The sequence below is a fragment of the Asanoa siamensis genome (genome assembly GCF_016862555.1).
GTDB classification, from domain to species: domain Bacteria; phylum Actinomycetota; class Actinomycetes; order Mycobacteriales; family Micromonosporaceae; genus Asanoa; species Asanoa siamensis.
Genome location: NZ_BONE01000011.1, coordinates 117,045 through 139,854, shown reverse-complemented (window position 1 = coordinate 139,854; position 22,810 = coordinate 117,045). Strand labels below are relative to the sequence as shown.

21 protein-coding genes and 3 pseudogenes are annotated in these 22,810 nt (G+C 72.2%); 9 read left to right on the top strand and 15 right to left on the bottom strand.

What is annotated here, in order from left to right:
• Nucleotides 1–358: pseudogene (locus Asi02nite_RS09980) on the bottom strand (hypothetical protein); the annotation flags it as partial.
• Nucleotides 359–578: 220 nt separating this feature from the next.
• The gene (locus tag Asi02nite_RS09975) at nt 579–1,925 is read right to left on the bottom strand and encodes an FGGY family carbohydrate kinase (protein ID WP_203711955.1); all 1,347 of its coding nucleotides are present in this window, start codon (nt 1,923–1,925) and stop codon (nt 579–581) included.
• 208 nt (nt 1,926–2,133) lie between these two features.
• Between Asi02nite_RS09975 and Asi02nite_RS09970 the strand changes: the two genes are divergently transcribed.
• The 5 genes from Asi02nite_RS09970 (at nt 2,134) to Asi02nite_RS09950 (ending at nt 7,438) form a co-directional block, all read left to right on the top strand.
• Nucleotides 2,134–3,951, top strand: coding sequence for an anthranilate synthase family protein (locus Asi02nite_RS09970; protein WP_203711953.1), 1,818 nt, complete (start codon nt 2,134–2,136; stop codon nt 3,949–3,951).
• 163 nt (nt 3,952–4,114) lie between these two features.
• Entirely contained in the window at nt 4,115–4,933 is an 819-nt protein-coding gene (locus tag Asi02nite_RS09965) for an ABC transporter ATP-binding protein (RefSeq protein WP_203711952.1), read from the top strand.
• On the top strand, nt 4,930–5,727 hold the full coding sequence (locus tag Asi02nite_RS09960; RefSeq protein WP_203711951.1) for an ABC transporter permease: 798 nt from the start codon (nt 4,930–4,932) through the stop codon (nt 5,725–5,727). Before Asi02nite_RS09965 ends, Asi02nite_RS09960 begins: the two co-directional genes overlap by 4 nt.
• A complete protein-coding gene (locus Asi02nite_RS09955) occupies nt 5,685–6,824 on the top strand; it encodes a sensor histidine kinase (RefSeq protein ID WP_239126606.1) in 1,140 nt (379 codons plus the stop codon). Before Asi02nite_RS09960 ends, Asi02nite_RS09955 begins: the two co-directional genes overlap by 43 nt.
• Complete coding sequence (locus tag Asi02nite_RS09950; protein ID WP_203711950.1) at nt 6,821–7,438, top strand: response regulator; 618 nt, start codon at nt 6,821–6,823, stop codon at nt 7,436–7,438. The genes Asi02nite_RS09955 and Asi02nite_RS09950 overlap by 4 nt, the downstream gene beginning before the upstream one ends.
• 54 nt (nt 7,439–7,492) lie before the next feature.
• Here Asi02nite_RS09950 and Asi02nite_RS09945 read toward each other — a convergent pair whose 3' ends face one another.
• From Asi02nite_RS09945 to Asi02nite_RS09925, 6 genes and pseudogenes are all read right to left on the bottom strand, one after another.
• A complete protein-coding gene (locus Asi02nite_RS09945) occupies nt 7,493–7,951 on the bottom strand; it encodes a YfbM family protein (protein ID WP_239126605.1) in 459 nt (152 codons plus the stop codon).
• A gap of 29 nt (nt 7,952–7,980) precedes the next feature.
• Nucleotides 7,981–8,619, bottom strand: a pseudogene (locus tag Asi02nite_RS09940) (transposase); the annotation flags it as partial.
• Between the two features lie 36 nt (nt 8,620–8,655).
• A pseudogene (locus Asi02nite_RS42710) lies at nt 8,656–8,814 on the bottom strand (helix-turn-helix domain-containing protein); the annotation flags it as partial.
• Nucleotides 8,811–9,623, bottom strand: a complete 813-nt coding sequence (locus Asi02nite_RS09935) for an SDR family NAD(P)-dependent oxidoreductase (RefSeq protein ID WP_203711948.1) — start codon at nt 9,621–9,623, stop codon at nt 8,811–8,813. The pseudogene Asi02nite_RS42710 and the gene Asi02nite_RS09935, both read right to left, overlap by 4 nt.
• Nucleotides 9,610–10,509 carry an alpha/beta fold hydrolase gene (locus tag Asi02nite_RS09930; RefSeq protein ID WP_203711947.1) on the bottom strand — a complete coding sequence of 300 codons (900 nt, stop codon included), beginning with the start codon at nt 10,507–10,509 and terminating at the stop codon, nt 9,610–9,612. The genes Asi02nite_RS09935 and Asi02nite_RS09930 overlap by 14 nt, the downstream gene beginning before the upstream one ends.
• The gene (locus Asi02nite_RS09925) at nt 10,506–11,837 is read right to left on the bottom strand and encodes a cytochrome P450 (RefSeq protein ID WP_203711945.1); all 1,332 of its coding nucleotides are present in this window, start codon (nt 11,835–11,837) and stop codon (nt 10,506–10,508) included. The genes Asi02nite_RS09930 and Asi02nite_RS09925 overlap by 4 nt, the downstream gene beginning before the upstream one ends.
• Nucleotides 11,838–12,179: 342 nt before the next feature.
• Here Asi02nite_RS09925 and Asi02nite_RS09920 point away from each other — a divergent pair, with 342 nt between their 5' ends.
• A complete protein-coding gene (locus Asi02nite_RS09920) occupies nt 12,180–13,163 on the top strand; it encodes an AbfB domain-containing protein (protein WP_203711943.1) in 984 nt (327 codons plus the stop codon).
• Between the two features lie 72 nt (nt 13,164–13,235).
• A complete protein-coding gene (locus Asi02nite_RS09915) occupies nt 13,236–13,973 on the top strand; it encodes a helix-turn-helix transcriptional regulator (RefSeq protein ID WP_239126604.1) in 738 nt (245 codons plus the stop codon).
• Here Asi02nite_RS09915 and Asi02nite_RS09910 read toward each other — a convergent pair.
• From Asi02nite_RS09910 to Asi02nite_RS09880, 7 genes are all read right to left on the bottom strand, one after another.
• Complete coding sequence (locus Asi02nite_RS09910; RefSeq protein WP_203711942.1) at nt 13,970–14,479, bottom strand: hypothetical protein; 510 nt, start codon at nt 14,477–14,479, stop codon at nt 13,970–13,972. The two genes, Asi02nite_RS09915 and Asi02nite_RS09910, sit on opposite strands and share 4 nt — an antisense overlap.
• Nucleotides 14,473–16,689, bottom strand: coding sequence for a flagellar hook assembly protein FlgD (locus Asi02nite_RS09905; protein ID WP_203711941.1), 2,217 nt, complete (start codon nt 16,687–16,689; stop codon nt 14,473–14,475). The genes Asi02nite_RS09910 and Asi02nite_RS09905 overlap by 7 nt, the downstream gene beginning before the upstream one ends.
• A gap of 55 nt (nt 16,690–16,744) precedes the next feature.
• Complete coding sequence (locus tag Asi02nite_RS09900; protein ID WP_203711940.1) at nt 16,745–17,482, bottom strand: hypothetical protein; 738 nt, start codon at nt 17,480–17,482, stop codon at nt 16,745–16,747.
• 123 nt (nt 17,483–17,605) lie between these two features.
• Nucleotides 17,606–18,805: an ABC transporter ATP-binding protein gene (locus Asi02nite_RS09895; protein WP_203711939.1), complete on the bottom strand. Its 1,200-nt coding sequence runs from the start codon at nt 18,803–18,805 to the stop codon at nt 17,606–17,608.
• A gap of 12 nt (nt 18,806–18,817) precedes the next feature.
• The gene (locus tag Asi02nite_RS09890; protein WP_203711938.1) at nt 18,818–19,657 is read right to left on the bottom strand and encodes a carbohydrate ABC transporter permease; all 840 of its coding nucleotides are present in this window, start codon (nt 19,655–19,657) and stop codon (nt 18,818–18,820) included.
• The gene (locus Asi02nite_RS09885; RefSeq protein WP_239126609.1) at nt 19,657–20,538 is read right to left on the bottom strand and encodes a carbohydrate ABC transporter permease; all 882 of its coding nucleotides are present in this window, start codon (nt 20,536–20,538) and stop codon (nt 19,657–19,659) included. Before Asi02nite_RS09885 ends, Asi02nite_RS09890 begins: the two co-directional genes overlap by 1 nt.
• A 68-nt stretch (nt 20,539–20,606) precedes the next feature.
• Complete coding sequence (locus tag Asi02nite_RS09880) at nt 20,607–21,881, bottom strand: ABC transporter substrate-binding protein (RefSeq protein WP_203711936.1); 1,275 nt, start codon at nt 21,879–21,881, stop codon at nt 20,607–20,609.
• A gap of 164 nt (nt 21,882–22,045) precedes the next feature.
• Between Asi02nite_RS09880 and Asi02nite_RS09875 the strand changes: the two genes are divergently transcribed.
• Together Asi02nite_RS09875 and Asi02nite_RS09870 are read left to right on the top strand one after the other, a co-directional pair.
• Complete coding sequence (locus Asi02nite_RS09875; RefSeq protein WP_203711935.1) at nt 22,046–22,477, top strand: hypothetical protein; 432 nt, start codon at nt 22,046–22,048, stop codon at nt 22,475–22,477.
• Nucleotides 22,478–22,506: 29 nt separating this feature from the next.
• Nucleotides 22,507–22,779, top strand: a complete 273-nt coding sequence (locus tag Asi02nite_RS09870; protein ID WP_203711933.1) for a hypothetical protein — start codon at nt 22,507–22,509, stop codon at nt 22,777–22,779.
• Nucleotides 22,780–22,810: the final 31 nt, after the last annotated feature.

Sequence of the window (22,810 nt, the reverse complement as noted above, 5' to 3'; positions counted from 1 at the left end):
GCCGGGTGAGGTTGGGCCCGCCACCGATGTCGCCGGGCGCCGCGAGCTCGCCCGCCGTGCGGTCGCGCTCCTGCTGGACGGCGTGCACCAGGGCACCGATCTCGTCGGCGACCCCCACCTGCGCCGAGAACTCGCTCAGGTCGCCCGCCTGGCTGAACAGCGTGCGCGCCTGGAAGCCGGCGAGCAGCACGAACGCCACCGACGGGACGATCAGGATCGCCGTCAGCTTGGTGCGGATGCGCCAGTCGCTCAGCCGGAAACGGGAATGGCGACGATGCGGCGCGAGCCTCGTCTCCCCACCGCCTTGGCGGCGGTGGTGCGGCACGGCGCCCTGGGGCTGCCCGGTCGCTCCTGCCACCCGATCCTCCTCGTCGCCCCGGCGCCGGCCACACCGGGAAACCCGTTCATCCAACCAGGCGTGGCACGGTCACGCACGGGGACGACCGCCCAGTGTGGTCACCTTGAACGCGAGGTTGAGGGACGAGCCGCCCGTCCGGCGGAAGCGCCTCGTCCGTCCGGTTGAGCCATCCTCGCAGAGAGATCAGCTTCGGGTCGAGTCACCCGTCCGCCGGTCCGCCTTACGGGCGGCGGGCGGGCGGAGCGGCCCGCTCGAGGGCCACGAGCGCGGCGCCGGTGCAGCCGACCTCGGGGTCGTCGACGTGGTCGACCTGCCGCGGCGCGAGGCAGAGCTCGAACGCGCGCCGCCACCACGGCGACGCGGCGATCGCGCCTCCGCCGAGGGTGACCGCGACCCGGTGGTCGACGGTGGACTCGATCACCTCGAGGTCGCCGAGCACCATCGTGCAGACGCCGGCCATCATCCCGGCGAACATCTCGGTGGCCGTCGTGCCGAACCCGATGTGCCGCAGCTCGCCGGAGCCGGCGGGCGCGGTGCCGGGCGGCCGGTCGCCGCCGAGCCGCGGGTCCGCCCGTACGCCGGCGAACGGCGCGATGCCGGCCAGCGTCTCCTCGAGCGCGGGACCCTCCGGCAGCCGCAGCTCGCGGCGGGCCCAGGCGAACAGGTTGCCGCCGGCGGAGTAGGCCGCGCCGGTGACCACGCGCGCGTCGTCGACCCGGTAGCGCCAGAGCCGGTGCGGCAGCGGGGGCAGCGCCGCGCCGCCTGGGGCCGGCTGCACCAGCCGGACGGCGGCGGAGGTGCCGACCGTGACCGCGGCCCGGGTCTCGTCGACGCAGCCGGAGCCGATGTTGGAGGCCGCGCCGTCGCCGACCGCCGGCGACCAGAGCGCGCGGGCGAGCTGCGGCCAGCGCCGGGCGTAGTCGGGCCGCAGCCGGCCGTGCCAGTCGGGTGCCGCGAGCGAGGGGACCTGGCCGGTCGCGACGCCGGCGATCTCCAGGGCCTCCGGGTCCCACTCCATCGTCGACAGGTCGAGCATGCCCGTGCCGGACGCCTGCGACACCGACATCGGCGCCTCGCCGAGCAGCTCGCCGAGGATGTATTCGACGAGGCCCGTGTAGCGGGCCGGGCGCAGCCCGAGGTCGCGCAGCCAGGGCAGCTTGACGGTCCAGTAGAACCGGTGCCACCACGCGCCGGTGCGCTGGTGGAAGGCCTCCGGGTCGAGCGGGCCGGTGGCGTCCTCGGGCGGGGCCGGGCGGGTGTCGAGCCAGGTGACGACCGGCCCGAGCGGGCGGCCTCCGGCGTCGACCGGCAGCACGGAGTGCCACTGCGCGGACGCGGCCACGAGCCCGATGTCGTCCAGGTGCCCGGCCTTGGCCAGCTCGTCGAGACAGGCGCAGAGGGCCGCGAGATATTCGTCGGCGTCCAGGGTCGCCCCGCCGGAGTCGTCGGCCGCGATCGAGAGGTCGAAGCCGCGCCGGGCCAGCGCGTCGGGCCGGGCCCGGGCGGAGTCGTCGAAGACCATCGCGCGCACCGAGGAGGTGCCCAGGTCGAGGGCGAGAACGTTCATCGCCCGCCACGGTACCCCGCGGGTCCTCTTCCGAAGCCCGCACGCAGGCGGTAGCTTGCTTCCCATGCACGCGCGACCGAACATGTGGTGGCCCGCCGACCAGGCGGCCCACTTCCGCGCGTAGCCATCCGACGCGGCCGCCCTCGAGGCGGCCCGGTCATTCGGTTTCCGCTCGACGGCATCCGCCCGAGCCATCGAGGAAGCCGACATGCAGCTCGATCCGCACCAACCGTTCGCTCTGGTCCGCCGCGAAGGCGCCGACCACGTCGACCTGTATACCGGTCCGGTACGGACCGTCACCACGCTCGCCGAGATTCCCGTCCCCGCGCTCGCCGTGGTCCCCTACCGCCAGGTGGCCGAACGCGGCTTCGACGCCGTCGACGACGCCGTACCCCTGGAATGCCTGTCGATCTCGACCCACGAGCGGCTGCCGCTCGCGGAGGTCCTGGCGGCACTGCCGGACGCGCCGGTCCGCACCGTCGGACCGGGCCGGTTCGACGTCAGCGACGAGGAGTACGCGGCGACCGTGTCCCGGGTGCTGGCCGACGAGATCGGCCGGGGCGAGGGCGCCAACTTCGTGATCCACCGGGCGTACACGGCCCAGGTCGACGGCCCGCCGGTCGCGGCGGCGCTGGCCGCGTACCGCCGGCTGCTCCTCGACGAGCGCGGCGCGTACTGGACGTTCCTCGTGCACACCGGTGCCCGGGTGATCGTCGGCGCCTCGCCCGAGCGGCACGTGTCCGTCGAGGACGGGCTCGTGATGATGAACCCGATCTCGGGCACGCACCGGCACGGCTCGGACGTCGACCTGCTGGACTTCCTCGCCGACCCGAAGGAGGTCGAGGAGCTCTACATGGTGCTCGACGAGGAGCTCAAGATGATGGCCACGGTCGCCGAGGCCGGCGGGCAGGTCGTCGGGCCGTACCTCAAGGAGATGGCGCACCTCACGCACACCGAGTACCTGCTGGCCGGGCGGTGCACCCGGGACGTGCGGGAGGTGCTGCGCGAGACGATGTTCGCGCCGACGGTGACCGGCAGCCCGATCGAGAACGCATGCCGGGTGATCGCGCGGCACGAGGGGCGCGGGCGGCGCTACTACGGCGGCGTGGTCGCGCTGCTCGGCCACGACGACGCCGGCCGGCAGACCCTGGACGCGCCGATCCTGATCCGCTCGGCGGAGATCACGGCGTCGGGGGCGCTGCGGGTGCCGGTCGGCGCGACGCTGGTGCGGCACTCGACGACGGCCGGCGAGGTCGCCGAGACCCACGCGAAGGCCGCGGGGATCCTCTCCGCGCTGGGCCTGGTGCCGGCTCGCGCGGGGGCGGGCGCGGCGCCCTCCCGGGCCGGCGACCCCGCGGTGCAGGCACTGCTCGCGGCCCGCAACGACCACCTGGCGCGGTTCTGGCTGGACGAGCGGCCGCACCCGGGCGCGCTGGCGGTGCCCGCGCTGGCCGGGCGCCGGGTCGTGGTCGTCGACGCCGAGGACACCTTCACGGGGATGCTCGCCCACCAGCTCCGGGCGTTGGGGCTGCACGTGTCGGTGGTGCCGTGGACCGCGCCGGCCTGGGGCGACGCGGACCTGGTGATCGCCGGGCCCGGACCGGGCGATCCGTCGGACCCGGCCTCGCCGAAGATGGCGGCGATGCGGGCGGTGGTGACCGCGCGGCTGGTGGACGGGCGGCCGGTGCTCGGCGTCTGCCTCGGCCACCAGATCCTGGCGTCGCTGCTCGGGCTGGGGATGCGCCGGCGGCACGCGCCGTACCAGGGTGTCCAGACGGTGGTCGACCTGTTCGGCACGCCGCGCCGGGTGGGCTTCTACTCGACCTTCACCCCGGTCGGCTCCGCCTCCTCGTCGGCGTTCGGTCCTGTCGAGCTGGCCCAGGCTCCCGACGGCAGCGTCCACGCGTTGCGCGGCCCGACCTTCGCCGGTGTGCAGTTCCATCCCGAGTCGGTGCTCAGCGAGGACGGCCTGGCGGCCCTGACCGATCTGCTGCTGCACGTGCTCGCCCCGGTCCCGTCGGCATGATCCCGGCGATTTCGGGTACGGCTTGACGCTGAGCCGGTGGGTCGGGCGGGTCCGAGAGCCCCCGCCCGGCCCGCCGGCGCGCCGCGTCCACCGGTCGGTGGACACCGGGATTCCGTCCGCCGGTCGTCCTTTTCGGATGCCGCGGTGGCGTTCCATCGAAGACATGACAGACCACGCGGTACGCGTACGGGGACTGCGGAAGTCCTATCGCGACACGGTGGCGGTGGACGGGCTCGACCTGGACATCGCGGTCGGCGAGGTGCGGGCGTTGCTCGGGCCCAACGGCGCCGGCAAGACGACGACGGTGGAGATCCTCGAAGGGCACCGGTCGCGCGACGGCGGCTCGGTCAGCGTGCTCGGTGTCGACCCGGCTCGGGGCGGGTCGAGCTGGCGGCGCGAGATCGGGATCGTCCTGCAGGCGACCGACGACGCGGGTGAGCTGACCGTGGCCGAGATGATCCGGCACGTGGCCCGGTACTTCCCGCGGCCGCGCGGCCTGGACGAGACGCTGTCGCTGGTCGGGCTGGAGTCCAAACGGGACAGCCGGATCCGGAGGCTCTCCGGCGGCCAGCGGCGGCGCCTCGACGTGGCGCTCGGCATCGTGGGGCGGCCGCGGCTGCTGTTCCTCGACGAGCCGACGACCGGGTTCGACCCGGAGGCGCGGCGACAGTTCTGGTCGACCGTGCGGGCGCTGGACACCACGGTGCTGCTGACCACGCACTATCTCGACGAGGCGGAGGCGCTGGCCGACCAGGTCACCGTCATCGCCGGCGGGCGGGTGGTCGCGGAGGGCGCGCCGGACACGCTGGGGTCGCGCGACGTCGCCACCGTCTCGTGGCGGGACGGGCGGGAGCAGACCGACGACCCGGCCGCCGTCGTCGCGCGGCTCACCGCCGCCTACGGCGGGCCCGTGCCGGGCCTGTCCGTCACCCGTCCCTCGCTGGAGGACGTCTACCTCGACCTGATCGGAGTCCCACGATGACCACACTATCCCTGGGCGCGGCGCGGGCCGGCGTGGAGCTGCGCTCCTTCTGGCGCGAGCGGGACGCCGTCGTGTTCACGTTCGCCCTGCCCGCGGTGCTGCTCACCCTGCTCGGGTCGCTGTTCAGCGGCGTGTACGAGGGTTCGACCGTCACGTCCGCGCAATACCTGGTGCCGTCGATGATCGCGGCCGGGGTCGCCTCGACGACGTTCGTCAACCTCGGCATCGGGATCGCCACCGACCGCGACAACGGGACGCTCAAGCGGCTGCGCGGCCTGCCGATGCCGCCCCTGGCGTACCTGATGGGCAAGGTCCTCCTGGTCCTCGCGGTGACGTTCGCCGAGGTGCTGCTGCTGCTGGCGATCGGGATGGTGCTCTTCGACCTCCCGCTGCCCGCGTCGGCGGCACGGTGGCTGACGCTCGGCTGGGTGTTCGCGCTCGGTGTGGTGGCGTGCAGCCTGATGGGCGTGGCGGCGAGCGCGCTGCCCCGGTCGGCCCGCAGCGCGGCGGCGGTGCTCAATCTCCCCTACGTGGTGCTCGGCTTCATCTCCGGCATCTACTACACGCCCATCGGCGCACTGCCGGACTGGGTGATCCAGCTCGGCTCGGTGTTCCCCCTCAAGTGGATGGCGCAGGGCTTCCGGTCGGCGTTCCTGCCCGACACGGTGCTGCCGCAGGAGGTCGTGCCGTCGTGGGAGCATGGGCGGACCGCTCTCGTGCTCGCCGCCTGGTGCATCGGAGGTCTGGTGCTGTGTCTCATGACGTTCGGCCGGCGCAGCCGGCAGACGAGCTGACCTCGGCCTGGGCGGCGAGGTTCCACTGGTTCGAGGCCTACTTCGCGATCGTCGGTGTCGGTGTCGCGGTCTTCGTCCTGACGGAGGCCGCGACCGCCCGGCGCGGCCTGGGCGCGGTGGCCCTGCTGGCCGGGATCGCGGTGCTCTACGTGGTGCTGGGCCGGCGCGACATGCGCGACGAGGAAGGCCTGCGCGGGGTGGCCTACCTCGGCGGGGCGTTCGTCCTCTACGTGGGCGCGGTGGCCCTGGTCGGCGCCACCTCGTTCGCGCTGATGGCGCTCTGTCCACAGTGCTTCATGGTGCTGCGGGCCCGCTGGGCGGTGCCGGCCGCGACGCTCTTCACCTCCGTACACGTGGTGGTGCTGTGGTTCGCCGAACGGGACCCGGCTCTCGTCGCGTCGCTGCTGCCGACGGCGGTCGTGATCGTCGCGGTGTCGTCGATCACCGGGACCTGGTCACAGCGGGTGCTGCGGCAGAGCGACGAACGGGCGGCGCTGATCCGCGAGCTCGCGGCGTCGCGGGCCGAGGTGGCGCGGCTCGGGATGCTGGCCGAGCGGCAGCGGCTCGCGGGCGACATCCACGACACGATCGCCCAGGGCCTGTCGAGCGTGGTGATGCTGATCCAGGCGGCGCGGGCCGACCGCGACCGGGCCGACGCGCACCTGGCGCTCGCGCTGGACACGGCCCGCGACAACCTCTCGGAGGTACGGGCGTTGGTGGCGGCGTTGACGCCGTCGCTGCTCTCCGGGCACTCCCTGGTCGACGCGCTCCGCCGGCTGGCGCCGTCGTTGACGGTGTCGGGCGTCGTCCATCCACTGTCGACGGGCGTGGACGTCGTGCTGTTACGGTCGGCGCAGGAGGCGCTGACCAACGTGCGCAAGCACGCTTGTGGGCCGGGGTCGGTCGCGCTCGACTACGGCGAGGCCGCGGTGGTGCTGACGGTGTGCGACTCCGGGCCCGGCTTCGACCCCGCGGCGGTCACCTCGGGGTACGGGTTGTCGGGCATGCGGGCGCGGGTGTCCCAGGTGGGCGGTTCGCTGACGGTGACATCGTCGCCCGGTGCCGGGACGACGCTACGGGTGGAGGTGCCCGCGTGATCACGGTGCTGCTGGTCGACGACCATCCGGTGGTGCGGGCGGGGGTGCGCGGGCTGCTCTCCGGCGAGGCGGACATCGCGGTGGTCGGCGAGGCCGCGTCCGGCCCGGAGGCGGTGACGGCGGCCCGGGCGCTGCGGCCGTCGGTGGTGCTGATGGACCTGCGGCTGCCGGTGCTCGACGGGGTGGGCGCGACCGCGCAGGTGCTGGCGGCGGTGCCGGGGACGCGGGTCGTGGTGCTGACGACGTACGAGACGGACGCCGACATCCTGCGGGCGGTCGAGGCGGGGGCGGCGGGCTACCTGCTGAAGGACGCCGGCCGCCTGGACCTGGTGGCCGCGGTGCGGGCCGCCGCCCGCGGGGAGACGGTGCTGAGCCCGTCGGTCGCGACGCGCCTGCTGCACCAGGTGCGCCGGCCCCGCACGGACGGCCTGTCGGCCCGGGAGGTGGAGGTGCTGCGGCTGGTAGCGCGCGGCCTGTCCAACGGCGAGATCGCCCGCGCCCTGCACATCGGCGAGGCGACGGTGAAGACGCACCTGCTGCGCACCTTCGCGAAGCTAGGGGTCAACGACCGCACCGCCGCCGTGACCACGGCGATGGCGGCGGGGCTGCTCTGATGGCCGGCTGTGCGCGGGCCTCGTGTTCCTGACGGAGCCGCCGCGGCGCGGGCCTCACCGGATCCAGCAGACGACCGCGTCGCCGGCCGCCGCCGCGGCCGCGAAGAAGGACTTCGCTTCGGACAGGTGGCTGACCGCCGGGGAGAGGTCGGTCCAGCGGCCGGGGTAGATCCGGGCCTCGGTCAGCTCCCCCGGGTCGACGCCGTCGATCAGGTCGGCCTCCGTGAGCGGCGCGAGGGCCTCAGCCGCGGTGCGGACCTGGGCCGGGGTCAGATAGTACGGCGGGCCGTAACCCCAGTCGACGTCGTCGGCGACGCACTCCTCGCCCATCACCAGGCGCACCGGGAAGTCCCGGCGCAGCAACAGATGGTCGAGAGCGTGCCACGTCGTGCCGGTGCTCGCCACGTCGTCGCCGACGACCGATTCCGCGTGCCGGCGCAACCAGTCGACGTCCCGCAGACCCCGGTCCAGCTCGGCCGGCGTCACGCGCAGCCACATGCCGTCGATACCCACGGACGTCGACGCTACGTGACCTGGCCCAGTGCCGTGCGGACGCGGTCCCACGTGCCGTCCGTCGTCCAGCGGCGGTGGCGTTTCCAGGCCGTCTGCCACGGGCCGAAGCGGGCCGGCAGGTCGCGCCAGGCGATGCCCGCCCGGTCGCGGTAGACGATCGCCTCCACCACCAGGCGCTGCGGCGCCGGTGGGCGGCCCGTGCCCGCCCGCGCCGGGAGCAGCGGGCGGATCCGCGCCCACTGCTCGTCGGTGAGCAGGCCGCCGGGCGCCGGCGCGGGAAGAGGTCCCGCCGCCGCACCCAACATCGCGATTGCCGCCGCGATGCCCGCCTCGGCCACGTCGCGCACGTCGCCGCCCTCCTCCAGGACCGTCGCCGTCAGCTCGCGCAGGCCGCCGAGGATGACGAGCGCCAGCTCGCGCGAGACGGGCGCCCGGCCCGCCCGGCGGAACGGCTCGCTGGCGGTGAGGCGTTGCACCAGGTCGGCCAGCGCGTTCATCGTGTCCCGGCGGACCTGGCCGGCGACCGGGCCGAGCGAGGGGAACTCGCGGATCCAGCACAGCGACAGCTCCGGGCTGGCGGTGACGTGCGCGATGTAGGCGAGGACCGCCTGCCGGGTCTGCGCCTGCCACGCCACCGTCGGGTCGACCGCCGCGACGATCCGGCGCATCAACGCCGCGTTCGCGGCCTCCATCAGCGCGAGCAGGCAGTCGTCCTTCGTCGCGTACACCTGGTAGAACGTGCTCCGCGACGCCCGCGCGTGCCGCACGATGTCGGCGATCGTGGTCTCCCGGTAGCCACGCTCCTCGATCGCCCGGTGCAACCCCTTCAACAGCCGCTCGCGTACGGGATCGGCGGCGGTCACCGGCGCAGGCCCGCCACGATGTCGTAGTAGCGCGTCGGCGCCAGCCGGGCCAGCGCGTCGACCAGATAGGCGTCCGGCCCGACCAGGATCCGCGCCCGGCCCGCGTCGACTCCCTTGTGGATGATCGCCGCCGCGCGCTCCGGTGTCGTGCGGGCGATCGCGTCGAAGTCGGCCGCGATCTGCTCGTGGGTGCGGCCCCGGCCTTCCGGGTCGGTGCGGAACCGGGCGTTGCGCGCGATGTTGGTCTTCACCCCACCCGGGTGTACGGCGGCCGCCCGCACCCCGGTGCCCCGCAGCTCCTGCCGCAGCGCCTCGGTGAACCCCCGCACGGCGAACTTCGCGGCGCAGTACGCGCTCTGGTACGGGACGCCGATCAACCCGTACACGCTGGAGGTGTTGACGATCGTGCCGGCGTCCTGCGCGACCAGCAGCGGCAGGAACGCCCGCACCCCGTTGACCACCCCGCGGAAGTTGATCTCCCACAGCCAGTCGTCGTCCTCGGGCACCGCGCCCAGGACCGACGAGCCGATCGCCACGCCCGCGTTGTTGAACACGGCACCCAGCGGCGCCGGCGCCCACTCGCGCACCTCGGCGGCGAAGGCCGTGACCGCCGCCGCGTCGCGCACGTCCAGTGGACGGCGCAGCACCGGCCCGGGCAGGTCGAGCTGCTTGAGCCCCGCCTCGTCCACGTCGGCCACCGCGACCGGGCAGCCGACCCCGGCGAGCCGCACCGCCAGCGCGCGGCCGATCCCCGACGCCGCCCCGGTGACCACGACGGCCCGGCCGGCCAGCGGCTCAGGCCGCGACATCGCCGGCCTCCGCCCGCGCGTGGCCGGCGATCAGGTCGGCCAGCCGCGGCCAGGCGCCGGCCGGCACGTCGTGGCCCATGCCGGGGACGGTGACCAGCCGCGAGCCGGCGATGGCCCGGTGGGTCATCCGTCCGCCGCTCGGGTGCACCATCCGATCCTTGTCGCCGTGAACCACCAGCGTCGGCACGCGGATCCGGCGCACCTCCCGGGTGCGGTCGCCGGAGGCGAAGATGGCGGCGAGCTGCCGCCCCACCCCGGCCGCCGAGTGGTCACGGTCCCAGGCGACACCGGCGCGCTCCCGCAGCGCCGGCTCGTCGAACGGGAAGCCGTGCGAGCCGATGTGGCGGAACATCCGCACGGCCCGCTCGACCGCCTCGTCCCGCGTGCGCGGCGGCGGACCGCCCATCAGCCGCCAGGTCGACAGCCGCGGCCGGCCGACGAAGCGCGCGCCGGTGGTCGACATGATCGACGTCAGCGTGCGGACGCGCTGCGGGAAGTGCGCGGCGACCGTCTGCGCGATCATGCCGCCCATGGAGACGCCGACGAGGTGGGCGCGCTCGATCTCCAGCGCGTCCAGCAGCCCGACGGTGTCGCGGGCCAGGTCGCCCAGGTGGTACGCGTGCGCGGGAATGCGGCCCGTGAAGATCTGCCCGAACGACGGCGGCCGGTAGTCGGCGTGCGTGGACCGGCCCGCGTCCCGGTTGTCGAACATGACCACCCGGAAGCCGCGCTCGGCGAGCAGGGCGACGAAGCCCGCCGGCCAGGCGACGAGCTGCTGCCCAAGCCCCATGACGAGCAGCAGGGGCTCGCCGGCCGGGTCGCCTTCCTCCACATAGCACAGTCGGATCCCGCGACCCACGTCGGCGAACCGTTCCGCGCTGCTCATGCCGTGACCTCCATCCGCTCCCCCGCCCGGCCGCGGACCGGCCGCGTGCGGCGGTGCACGACCACGCGGCCGCCCTTGTCCGGTGCGTACGCGACGCCGCGCGCGTGCCAGCGCTCGCCCGGCGCGTACGTCGTGCGCAGTTCGAAGTCGCGCAGCAGCGCGCGCAGCACGACGGTCATCTCCAGGTTGGCGAACGCGGCGCCGACGCAGCGCCGGGTGCCGCCACCGAACGGGATCCAGGCGTACGTGGCCGGCTTCTCGCCGACGAACCGGGTGGGGTCGAAGCGCCGCGGGTGCGGGAAGACGCGCTCGTCGCTCTGCACCAGGTCGATCCCGGCGAGCACCGTCCAGCCGCGCGGCACCGCGAACCCGCCGATGACGAGCCCGTCGCCGTTGACGCGGCGGGCGGTGTTTATCACCACGGGCCGGACGCGCTGGAGCTCGAGGATGGTGGCCTGCAACAGCTCGGTGCCGCCGCCGTCGAGGTCGTCGACCAGCGCGTGCAGCACGGCCGGGTGGCGGCTCAGCCGCTCCATCGCCCAGGCGAGCGTCGTCGCGGTGGTCTCGTGCCCGGCCGCGAGCAGGGTGAGCAGCTCGTCCTTCACGTGCGCGTCGGACATCGGCGCGCCGTCGTCGTAGCGGCTCTGCAGCAGCATCGCCAGGATGTCGTCGCGCTCGTCGAGCCGCTCGTCGGCCCGGGCCCGGTCGATCAGGATCTGGACGGTCCGGTCGTACGCGGCGCGGTATTCGCGGAAGCGGCGCCAGGGGTTCCACGGACCGATGCCGCGGTCGCTGACGGGCAGCATCGACAGCTTGGAACCGTAGGTCACGAAGGTCGGCAGCGTCGCGCGCAGCTCCGTCAGCTCGGCCCCGTCGGCGCCGAACACGGCCCGCAGGATCACGTTGAGGGTGATCCGCATCCAGGCGTCCTGAGTGGCGAACTCGCGCCCCAGCGGCCAGGTCGCGGCCTCGCGCCGGAACTCCTCCTCGATCAGGCCGGCGTACGCCTGCATCCGGCGCCCGTGGAACGGCGGGACGAGCACCTTGCGCCTGGCCCGGTGGGGCTCGCCGTCGAGGCCGAAGATCGAGCCGCTGCCGAGCATCCGGCCGAGGTTGGGTTGCGGCGTGCCAGCGATGTCGGGGGCGGCGGTGAAGAGCTGCTTGAGGGCCGCGGGGTCGCTGACCACGAGGGTACGACCGAAGGGCGGGACGTCGAGGACGTACGCGGTGCCGTAGCGCCGGCGCAGCGACATCAGGAACCGGCGGCGGAGGAACACCATCCCGACGGCCTGGGCGGCCTTCGGCAGTCGTACGACGGGAGGGTCCATGCGTCCTCCTCCGGGGAGTACCGTCGCGTACCCGACCCCCGCACCGTAGCCCCGGCACACCCGCACGCACAAGCGTCCGTCTATGTCTCCAAAGTCGCCGGGTTGGGAGACACCGGCGCGTAGAACGAGTCGACGGCCGGCTGCCCGGTGTAGTTGGGACCGGCCCGGTCGTCGGCGCCGAGGAAGCGGTTCGGCAGCTCGGGCTCTCTGCGGCCGCGGCGGGTGATCCGGCGCCGGCGCGCGTCATAGCGGCGCGGACGAGTTCGGACGTATCACCGCGCGGCCCCGGTCCTCCGATCCCACGACGGAGCAGGGGCCCGTCGTCGGCGGAGGGAGCCGCACATGCCAGCGCGCGTCGGTCGTGTCGTCATCCTCAACCGGACCAGTTACTTCAGGCTCGTCAAGAGCTTCAGCCATCTCTGCGGGGGCGAGTGGACGCCGGGCGGGTGGGAGCCGCCGCAGGTGATCGAGCCGGGGCGGTCCGGCGGCATGCAGTCCGAGAGCGACGGCGTCGCGACCGGCACCGAGGGGTACGCGAAGTACGACGTGATCTGGGGTGCGCGGCGCGAGGGGATGATCTACGTCTACTGGAACAACCCGTACCTCGGCGTGACCCGGCCGCGGTTCGCCACGCACGCCTCGGACGTCCTGCCGGACTGCGACTACGCCGCGTCCGGTGACGGCAGCACGTTCACCGTCGACAAGGGACTGCGGTTCCACCTCGTGCCGACCGCGTACCGGCACTCCGACGGCGGCGGCGACATCACCGCGCCCGGTGACCTGCTCGCGGGGTTCGCGGCCGGGCCCGTGGGCGGCATCGCGCTGCTGTTCGGGCTCGCGGGGATCGTCAAGGACCCGATCTGGGAGTACGAGCTGCGCGACGGCTTCTTCGACAGCGCGTTCCTCTCGGTGGCCGCGGCCCCGTGGCGGTTCCGGTCGTACAACGTTCCGGACCGGTTCATCCGGCACCGGAACTTCGCCGCCGAGATCTCGCCCGAGGACGCCCTGCGGGACGACTTCCGTTTCACGCTGGTGAACCGCGGTGCCGGGCTGGTCGGGTTGCGCTCGGTCAACTTCCCCGACCACTACCTGCGTCACCAGAACGCCGAGGTGAAGCTGCACCGGTCCGGCGGGCCGCACGACGAGCTGTGGTGGAAGGACAGCACGTTCCGGACGGTGCCGGGGCTGGCGGACGCGGCGGGCGTCTCGTTCCAGTCGGTCAACTACCCCGACCGGTACATCCGGCACCGGAACTACACGCTCTACACCGAGCCCGCGACCACTCCCCTGGCCCGCGCGGACGCGACGTTCCGCCGCGTGCCGTGATCTGCTGACGCATAGCCGACCGCTGTCCAATGGGCGACCGGCGGCGGGCCGGCCAGTTCCTATCGTCCGGCCGTGAGCCTTCACGACCAGACCTGGGTACGCGCGATCGCCGCCGAGGTCGGTGCCCTGCGCGGCCGGCCGCTCGTCGACGCCGCCATCGCCGCCGTCGGGCACCGCCTCGGCACCGACCTCGCGACCTACGCCGCGCTCGACCTCGGCACCCTGCGCCTGCCCGACGTCGCGGCGGACCGGCCCGTCGACCGCGCCGTGGTCCGCCGGATGCACGACCAGCTCACCGCGCATCCCCTCTTCGCGGCGACGGTGCGCGGCTCACGCCCGTACCCGGGACCGCCCTTGCAGGTCACCGACGTCCTGCCGGAGCGCCAGTGGCGACAGCACGCCGTCTACCGCGAGATCATCGCGCCGCAGGGCATCGGGCTGCACACCGTCGCCCTGGTGGTCGGTTCGCCGCCGGTGCTGCGCTTCTACCAGTTCAACCGCGACCGGGTCTTCGACGCCGGGGAGATGGAGCTGCTGGCGCGGCTCCAGCCGGTGCTGATCGCGCTGCACCGGCGCGACCCGGCGCCGGGCGACTCGCCGCTGACCGAGCGGGAGATCCAGGTCGTGCGGGGCATCGCGGACGGGCTGACCGTGCCGGCCACCGCACGACGGCTGGGCCTCGCCGCCGGCACGGTCCGCAAGCACCTCGAGAACGTGCACCGCAAGCTGGGCACCTCCGGCCCGGTCGCCACCGTGATGCGGGCGGTCGAGCTCGGGATCGTGGAGGTGCCCAGCGCGCTTGGCCGCTAGCTGAACGCGCAGGGCAGGGGTCGGCCCTGACACGCCTGGATCAACGAGCCGACGTCGAGCGTCCCGATCCGCCGGCCCTGGTGAGTCACCTCGACGACCACCGCGGTGTCGATGACCGGCAGGTCCACCACGATGGTCGCCTCCTTGCGCGTCGCCGTGCCGTGCATCTCCCGCTTGGCGTCGTACACCCGCCGCACCAGGGGGTCGTCCATGGTCAGCGTGTCCAGCACGGCGCCCGCGCTGTCCCGCAGGCGCAGCACGAGCGGCCCGGTGCCGGTGCGCAGCGACGACGTGAAGCCGCGGTCGATCTCCTGCAGGGTCGGCGTGACCGAGCCCTTGGAGAGCAACAGTCCGAGCCGCAGGTGCGTACCCTTCGTCGGGTCGGTGTGGTCGACCGACGGCGCCGGCTGGGCCGGTGCGCCGGCCCGCGCCGCGACCGGGCCGCCCAGGAAGAACGGCAGCACCAGGACCGCCACCGCGACCGATACGAACCGTCGGCTCAGCATTGCGCCCTCCCGCACTTCGCGTACGCGTCTTCCGCCGCCCGCAGGTCGTCGGGGCGTTCGACGGTGTTGTCGATCATCACGTCGGACATCGGCGCGTCGCTGCGCCACCAGCCGGTCGAGCCGGTGCTGTCCGCGATCTCGTTGCAGGTGCTCGGATCCGACCCCTGGCGCTGGCAGTCCTGCAGGGAGCGGTAGGTGTTGATCCCGTCGCCGAACGAGTTCCCGCCGTCGCAGCAGTACTCGTCACCGAGGTGGTAGGCGTCGTGGTGGAACTCGTGCCAGCCGATCCGCGGGTCTTTGGCGGTGAAGGTGTTGCCCCAGGCGTTGTCCCGGCAGTTGACCGTGTGCAGGATGCCGTTCGCCTCGGCGAAGCTCACCGGCCCGAACGACGACGGCCAGTCGCACACCGCGACGCTGTCGGGGCTGACGGTCACCTGGACCGGCACGTTCTGCACCCAGATCCCCACCTGCGACCAGTGCGCCGCGATGGAGCTCGGGAAGATCGAGCCGCGTACGCCGAGCAGCTGCCAGGCGTTGTCGTCCACCTCGTTGCCGAACTGCCGGGCACCGTCCAGTGTGGAGGTGTCATAGCCGGTGCCGGGCGCGTACGCCACGTCCAGGGTCTGGTTGAGCGGTCGGTTGTTGATGCGGTCGTTGGTCACCACGGCCGGGACGCTGGCCCGCCAGAGCGGCACCAGGGTCACCTCGGGTGACTGCGACGGGTCCGGCGGGTTCAGGTCCGTGATCCGCCAGTCGGCCGTCGAGGTCAGCATGTCCGGCACGCCCTCCGCCTCGCTCGCGGTGACCCGGTAGGCCACCGCCTCCCCCGCGAGGATGTCGGCCGGGATGACCGCCTGGCACTCGTTGGTCTGGACGCAGGTCCGCACGACCCGCGGCTGGAACACGGCGGGGCGGCCGATCCAGCCGGCCGGGCTCATCTCGACGGTGATCCGGGCGGCCGGGCGCGCGGTGTGGTTCGCCGCCACGACCTTGGCGCGGATCGACGTGCCCGGCACCGCCTGCGGGTTGACGGCGGGGACGCCCGGCTCGGCCAGCGCGTACACCTCCAGGCCCGCGGGTGGGTCGACGACGGTCGTGACCCGCTGCCCGTCGGGGAAGGCGCGGCCGTCGTCGGCGGTGCCCTGCAGGACGAAGGTGTACGAGCCGGGGGTGGCGAAGGTGCCGTCGGCCTGCCGGCCGTTCCAGGTGAAGCCGACCGGCCCGGCGGCGCGGCGCTGGTCGCCGGTGCGGAACACCTCCGTGGCGCCCTTCCGGACGACCATCCGGAACGTGCCGCCGGCCGTCGCGACGGCGCTGACCGTGATCGGCCCGCTGCGGTACTGCCAGTTGGACGCGGGTTGGCTGGTCATGTTGGTGAAGGCCAGCCCCACGCGTTGGATGACCCGCGCCTGGGTGGTCTTCGCGGTGCCGCCGTCCACGGGATCCACGACGGTGATGGTGTACGCGCCGACGGGCGCGAAGGACCCGTCGGACCACCGGCCGTCCCAGGTGACGTTGAAGATGCCGCCGTAGAAGGGCGCCTCGTAGAGCGTGAACCCGGCCGCCGTCGCCTGGTTGGTGATGGTGAACCGCAGCGCCGACGGCACCGACAGGGAACCGCTGATGGTCAGCGCCTCGCCGAGCCGCGGGTCGAACTCCCGGGGCGCGCTGGTCGGCGACGGGCTGGTGATGCTGATGCTGGTCGGCCGTGCTGTCACGGAGACGGTGAAGACGGCCGACGAGGGCCCGCCGCTGGTGGACCAGGTCGAGGTCCCGTTCCGCCCCCCGAGCAGGTTGGTCGTCGCCCAGTCCTTGGCGGTGCCGGGATTGAGGTCGGCCTGCTCGCGGCTGCCGCCTTCGAAGGAGTCGTCCTCCCACAGCTCGAAGTTGACCCGGAAGCTCCCGGTCACCGTACGCCCGGAACAGATCTGGTTGGGCGTCGTGATGTCCGCACCGGGCGCTGCCGGCAGGCTCATCTCACACCGGATCTGCTGCCCGTTGTCCTGGGTGATGACCGCGACCCCGAACAGCTCGACGGGATCGCAGAAGAAGACCCAGACCCGATCCAGACACTCGGTGGTGTGCATCTCGTTGGCTATGACCGTGACGGTCGACCCGTAGCTGGCCCGCGCCGGCACGGCTGTGCCGATCGTCGCCACGACGACCGTGGTGAGAGCGACCGCCAACAGCGACCGCACCCTTCTCCGCATGCGTTTCACGCACCATCCCCCCTCGCCCGCCAACCCCACCACGAGATCGGCGCGGCTAACTCTCCGGAGGGTTCAGCGCGAGGGCGATACGCGGATGCGCGTATACGCGGAGGCGCGACCTGTGCCCATCTCCTGTCGCTCGGGTCGCGGAGCTGACCTCAGCCCCAGCCGATTTCCGAGGGTTGGGGAAAACCCGGTTCCGGACGCCCCAGGCGATGATGATCAACGTCGCGGGCACGAAGGCGATCAGGATGAGCCGGCCGAGCCGGTCGCGGGTGAGCCAGCCACGGACGGCGAACGCGGCAGCGGCGGCCAGGCCGAGGAGCGCGGTCCCACCCTCGAGCGCGTTCGTCGCCACGGTCACGCCGACGGCCAGCGCGAGCAGAGCCGGGAACGGTCCGCCGGCCGGGCGGTGACGGGCGAAGCCCGTCGCCAGTGCGGCCCAGACGAGCATCGCGCCGGTGAACCACAGGTAGTGCCCGACCACCTCGTCCCACAGGTGGGCCGCCGCCGTCGGGGCGGCGTTGTTGATCGAGTTCGCCGAAAGGTGGACGCCATGCCCTTCGACGTAGGTGATCGCCCCGACGAGGTAGACGAGCCACGTCCGCGCGGCGACGCCTCCCACGCGCCGGAGAGCGACCGCGGCCGGCAGGAGGAAGGCGTACGGAGTCGCCACGTCGACCCAGTCGGCCCACCGCGTAGAACTGGACCCGACAGGCCCCAGCCCGGCGAGGCCGCTGCCGACATGATGGACCACCGAGTACGCGATGGCGGCGCCCGCGAGCCAGACCATGCCGCCATGGTCCGCCTGTGCCGCCGGAGGCGCTACCGCGGCTGCACGCCCCTCGTCGGCCCGGCGGCGATCACGGGCTGCCCCCACGACGCGGTGGAGCGCTCGTGGGGGCAGCCTTCGGATCTAGGAGACGACGCCCGAGGACTTTCCCTCGTGGAGCGTGACGTTGCGGCCGTCCGACGGGTCGAAGAGGTGGATCTTGTCGAGGTTGACCCAGACCCGGGCCGTGTCGCCCTCCTTGACCCGCGACTCCGCCGAGAAGCGGCAGACCAGGTTCGAGCCGCCCGACGGCAGGTCGCCGCCGCCCGCGTCCGCGGCCAGTTCCTCCAGCTCGGCCGCCGAGGCCTTCTCGCCCTCCACCGTGAAGTACACGTACTTGTCCGAGCCCATCGACTCCACCAGGTCCGCCGTGGCCTCGAACTCCGCCCCGCGTTGGCGGATGGAGTCCTCGATCAGCGACGCGTCCTCGAAGTGTTCCGGGCGGATGCCGACGATCAGGTCGCCGCCGCTGTCCGAGACCTGCTGGCGCATCCGGTCGCCGAGCGGGAAATCACCCAGCGACGTCCGCAGCCGGCCCTCCGACACCGTCGCCGGCAGGAAGTTCATCGACGGTGAGCCGATGAATCCCGCCACGAAAAGGTTGCGCGGGTTGTCGTACAGCTCCTGCGGCTCACCCACCTGCTGGATCGCGCCGGCCCGCATGATGACGACCCGGTCGCCGAGCGTCATCGCCTCGGTCTGGTCGTGGGTCACGTAGACCGTGGTCGTCCCGAGGCGCTTCTGCAACCTCGACACGACCGTGCGCATCTGGACCCGCAGCTTCGCGTCCAGGTTGGACAGTGGCTCGTCCATCAGGAACGCCTTGGGTGACCGGACGATCGCCCGGCCCATCGCCACCCGCTGGCGCTGGCCACCCGAGAGGTTGGCCGGCTTGCGGTCGAGCAGCGCCGTCAACTCGAGCACCTTCGCCGCCTCGTCGACCTTGCGGTCGATCTCCTCCTTCGAGAGCTTCGCCAGCTTCAGCGGGAACGCCATGTTCTCCCGCACGGTCATGTTCGGATACAGCGCGTACGACTGGAACACCATCGCGATGTCGCGGTCGCGCGGCGCCTTGTCGTTGACCCGCTGCCCGTCGATGCGCAACTCGCCGGAGGAGATGTCCTCCAGCCCGGCGATCATGTTCAGCGTCGTCGACTTGCCGCAGCCCGACGGCCCGACCAGGATCACGAACTCACCGTCCGCGATCTCCAGGTTGAACTCCTGCACCGCCAGCGTGCCGTCGGGGAACGCCTTGGTCACCTTGTCCAGAACGATGTCAGCCACGTTGGTTTACCCCTAACCCTTCACGGCGCCGGAGGTCAGGCCGGAGACGATGCGACGCTGGAAGAACAGCACGAACAGGATGATCGGGACGGTGATGATCACGGCCGCGGCGGAGATCGCGCCCGTCGGGTCCTCGAACTGCGACGCGCCCTGGAAGAACGAGAGCGCCGCCGGGACCGTGCGGGAGCGCTCGGTCGACGTCAGCGAGATCGCGAACAGGAAGTCGTTCCAGCAGAAGATGAACACCAGGATCGCGGTGGTGAACACGCCCGGCGCGGCCAGCGGCGCGATCACCCGGCGGAACGCCTCGCCCTGCGTGGCACCGTCCATCTTGGCCGCCTTCTCCAGGTCCCACGGGATCTGGCGGAAGAACGCCGACAGCGTGTAGATGGCCAAGGGCAGACCAAAGGTGATGTACGGCAGGATCAGCCCGGGCCACGTGTCGAACAGGCCGATCGACCGCTCGATCTCGAACAGCGGCGAAACCAATGACACCTGCGGGAACATGGCGATCAGCAGGGAAATACCAATGAGCAGCTTCTTGCCGGGGAAATCCAGCCGGGCGATCGCATAAGCCGCCATCGTGCCGAGCACCACCGCGACCAGCGTCGAGATGAGCCCGATGCCGATCGAGTTGACCAACGCCCGTACGAACTGGTCGGTGTTGAAGATGTTCCGGTAGTTCTCGAGCGTCCACTCCCGCGGGATGAAGTTGCCGTCGGTGATCGTCGCCGGGGTCTTGAACGACAGCGACGCGATCCAGAGCACCGGAACCAGGGCGAAAACGATCACGACCAGGTCCAGGAAACCCCAGCGCCACTTCGCGCCGGCCGGAGAGTCGAGAGCGGCCATCAGCGCCTACCTCCCTCTTCACTCCCGGGTGCGGCGGTGCCGAACAGCTTCACGAAGATGAACGCGATGATCGCGACGGCGATGAAGATCAGCACCGACATGGTCGACCCGATGCCGAGGTTGAGTCCGCGGATCAGGTTGTTGTAGGCCAGCATCGAGACCGACGACGTGTTGTTGGCGCCGGCGGTCAGCACGTAGATGTTGTCGAAGACCCGGAAGGCGTCGAGGGTACGGAACAGCAGCGCGACCAGGATCGCCGGCTTCATCACCGGCAGCATCACCTTGGTGAACCGCTGCCAGCCGGTCGCGCCGTCCATCGACGCGGCCTTGAGCAGGTCGTCGGGCACCAGCGCGAGGCCTGCCATCAGCAGCAGCGCCATGAACGGCGTCGTCTTCCAGATCTCGGCCAGCATGATGATCGCCAGCGAGCTGGCCCGCTCGGTCAGCGGCGCGCCCTCCCCGAACACCCCGGCGAGATAGCCCGTCTCCGGGGTCCAGGCGAACCTCCACGAGAACGCCGCGACGACGGTGACGATGCCGTACGGGATCAGCGCGGCCGTGCGCACCAGGCCCCGGCCGACCAGCGTGCGGAACATGATCCAGGCGAGCGCCATGCCGAGCACGAGCTCGACCGCGACCGTGACGACCGTGATCAGCATGGTGATGCCGAACGCCGTCCACCAGTAGTCGTTCGACAGCACGGTCCAGTAGTTGCCCAGCCCGATGAACTCGCGCTGGTCCGGGAACTTCAGGTCGAAGCGCTGGAACGAGAGCCAGACCGAATAGAGGATCGGGTACGCGGTAACGGCCAGCATCACGAATGCCGCCGGTGCGCACAGCAGCCAGCCGAGTTTCCGCTCCTGCCGCTTACCCTCGCTGATCCGGGCCTTCGCCTTGCGCTGCGCGCGTACCGAGTGGGTGGTGGGTTTCTCGGCGGTCTCCGCGGTCGTCACGGCAGGACCCCCTTCGACTCGAGCGCGTCCTGGATCGAGCCGCGCAGCTGCTCGGCGTCCTGCTCCGGCCGGATGTCGGCCGGCGGCGACAAGGTCGCCGAGAGCACCGTGGAAAGGTTCTGGTACGCGGGCGTCACGGGCCGGTTCGAGCCGTCCTTGAGCTGGGCGAGGATGTCGTCCTTGAACGGGTACGCCTCGTCCATCTGCGGATCGTCGTAGACCGACTCGACCGTCGGCGGCACGCCGTCGTTGACGGCGGAGAAAAGCTGGTGCTCGGGCGAGCGAAGGCACAATGCCGCCTCGAAAGCTTCCTCCGGATGCTTCGAGTAGGTCGAAACGGCGAGATTGAAGCCACCGATCGTTACCTTGCTCGGCGTGCCCGCGTCGATGCCCGGGTAGCGCGCCCACTTGACCTTGTCCTTCAGGTCGGGTGCGCCCTCCTGCAACGCCGGCCAGACGAACGGGTAGTTGAGCTGGAACGCCCCGGAACCACCCTGGAACTGCAGCCGGGCCGCGTCCTCCTGGGTGTTGGTGAACGACGGGTTCGTCACGCCGGACGACGCGAACTTCTGCAGCGTGCCGAGCGCGTCGACGGCGCCCTGGTCGAACTCGACCTTGTTGCCGTCGTCGTTGAGGATCTTGCCCCCGGCGCTCGCGACCATGTTGTTGTAGAGCACCACCAGGCCCTCGTACTGCGCGCCCATGGTGTCGATCTCGTACGGCTTGCCCTGGCTCTTGAGGTCCTGGGACATCTGGATCATCTCGTCCCAGGTCTTCGGCGGGTTCGGCACGAGGTCGCTGCGGTACCAGAGCAACTGCGTATTGGTATTTTTCGGTGCCGCGAAAAGCTTGCCCTCGTACGTGGCCGACTCCAACGGCTGCTGCAGCGTGCCCCTGGAGGCCTCGTCCTTTGCGGCGCCGGTCCACTCGCGGATCCATTTCGCGCTCGCGAACTCCGCCGTCCAGGTCACGTCGAGCCCGAGCACGTCCATGCCGTCGTCCTCGGCGGCCAGCCGGCGGACCATCTGCACCCGCTGCTCGTCGGCCGCGCGCGGCAGCACCTGGTAGACCATTCGGTAGCGGCCCTGAGCCTGCTGGTTGCAGTCGTCGACCAGCTTCTGGAAGCTCTGCTCGGTCGAGTAGTACACATTGATCACGGGTACGCCGCCGTCGTCCCCACCACAGGCCGCCACCCCGGGCGCCAGCAGCGCGACCGTCGCGAGCGCGGCGAACCTTCGCCGTCGCCCCGGTCCTCGAGATCGTTCCGCCATATCCGACCTCCGTTCCCGCGTCATTGCGGATTGCCGATCTCGGACCATGCCCAGCACGTACGGAAAACAAACGCGAACCCGGCGTACATCTCGTGGACGACGGCGAGACACGGTACGGTCGCGATACGTAGTCGCGCCGCCGCCCGACCCGCGGAGGTAGTGCCGTGCACCCTGGCTCATTTCGAGATGCCACCGCCGAGGCCGTCGCTTTCGAGGTGCCCGGCCTGCCGCCGCAGAAGACCGAAACCCTCTCGATCCTGTCCGCGGGCCACCGCCAGGCCGAACGCGTACGGGCGTTGCTGGTCGCGGCCCTGGCGGCGGCGCAGGGCAGCGGCTGGACGCGGATCCGCTCGTCGATCGCGCTGGAGATCGTGGTCCGCGGGCCGGCCGCGCACGTGGGTTCGGCGCCGCGATTCCTGGCCGGCGTGGCCGACGTGCTCAGCGACAAGCGCGGCCGGCTGACAGGCACCCACCTGGGCGTGCTGGCCGACGTGGCGCTGTTCGCCGACGAGCGGCAGATCCGGGCGATCAGCTACCGCGAGGAGCCGGCGGAAACGCCGTCGTACCAGGTGCGGGTGGTCTCGCTCGGCGTTTGACGAACTGTGGCGCAGGGCATCTGAGCGCCATGGCCGACCCGCACGTCACCTTCGACCCGGACCCGAGCGATCCCGTGCAGCGCAAGCTCCGCGGCCCGCTGGAGGAGCAACTCACGTCGGCGCTGAAGGCGGCGACGGACCGGGTACGAGCGTCCTACCGCGGCGAGCCGTTCGACGTCGTCTGCCGGCGGCTGCTCGACGAGACGCGGGCGGGTCTGCACCCGGACATCGCGGCGGCCTTCGAGCCGGACATGAACGAACTGGCCCGGGTGGCGGTCGCCATCGTCCGGGGCCAGGTCTAGCCACACGCCGGCCTGCCGGTGTGGTGCGCGT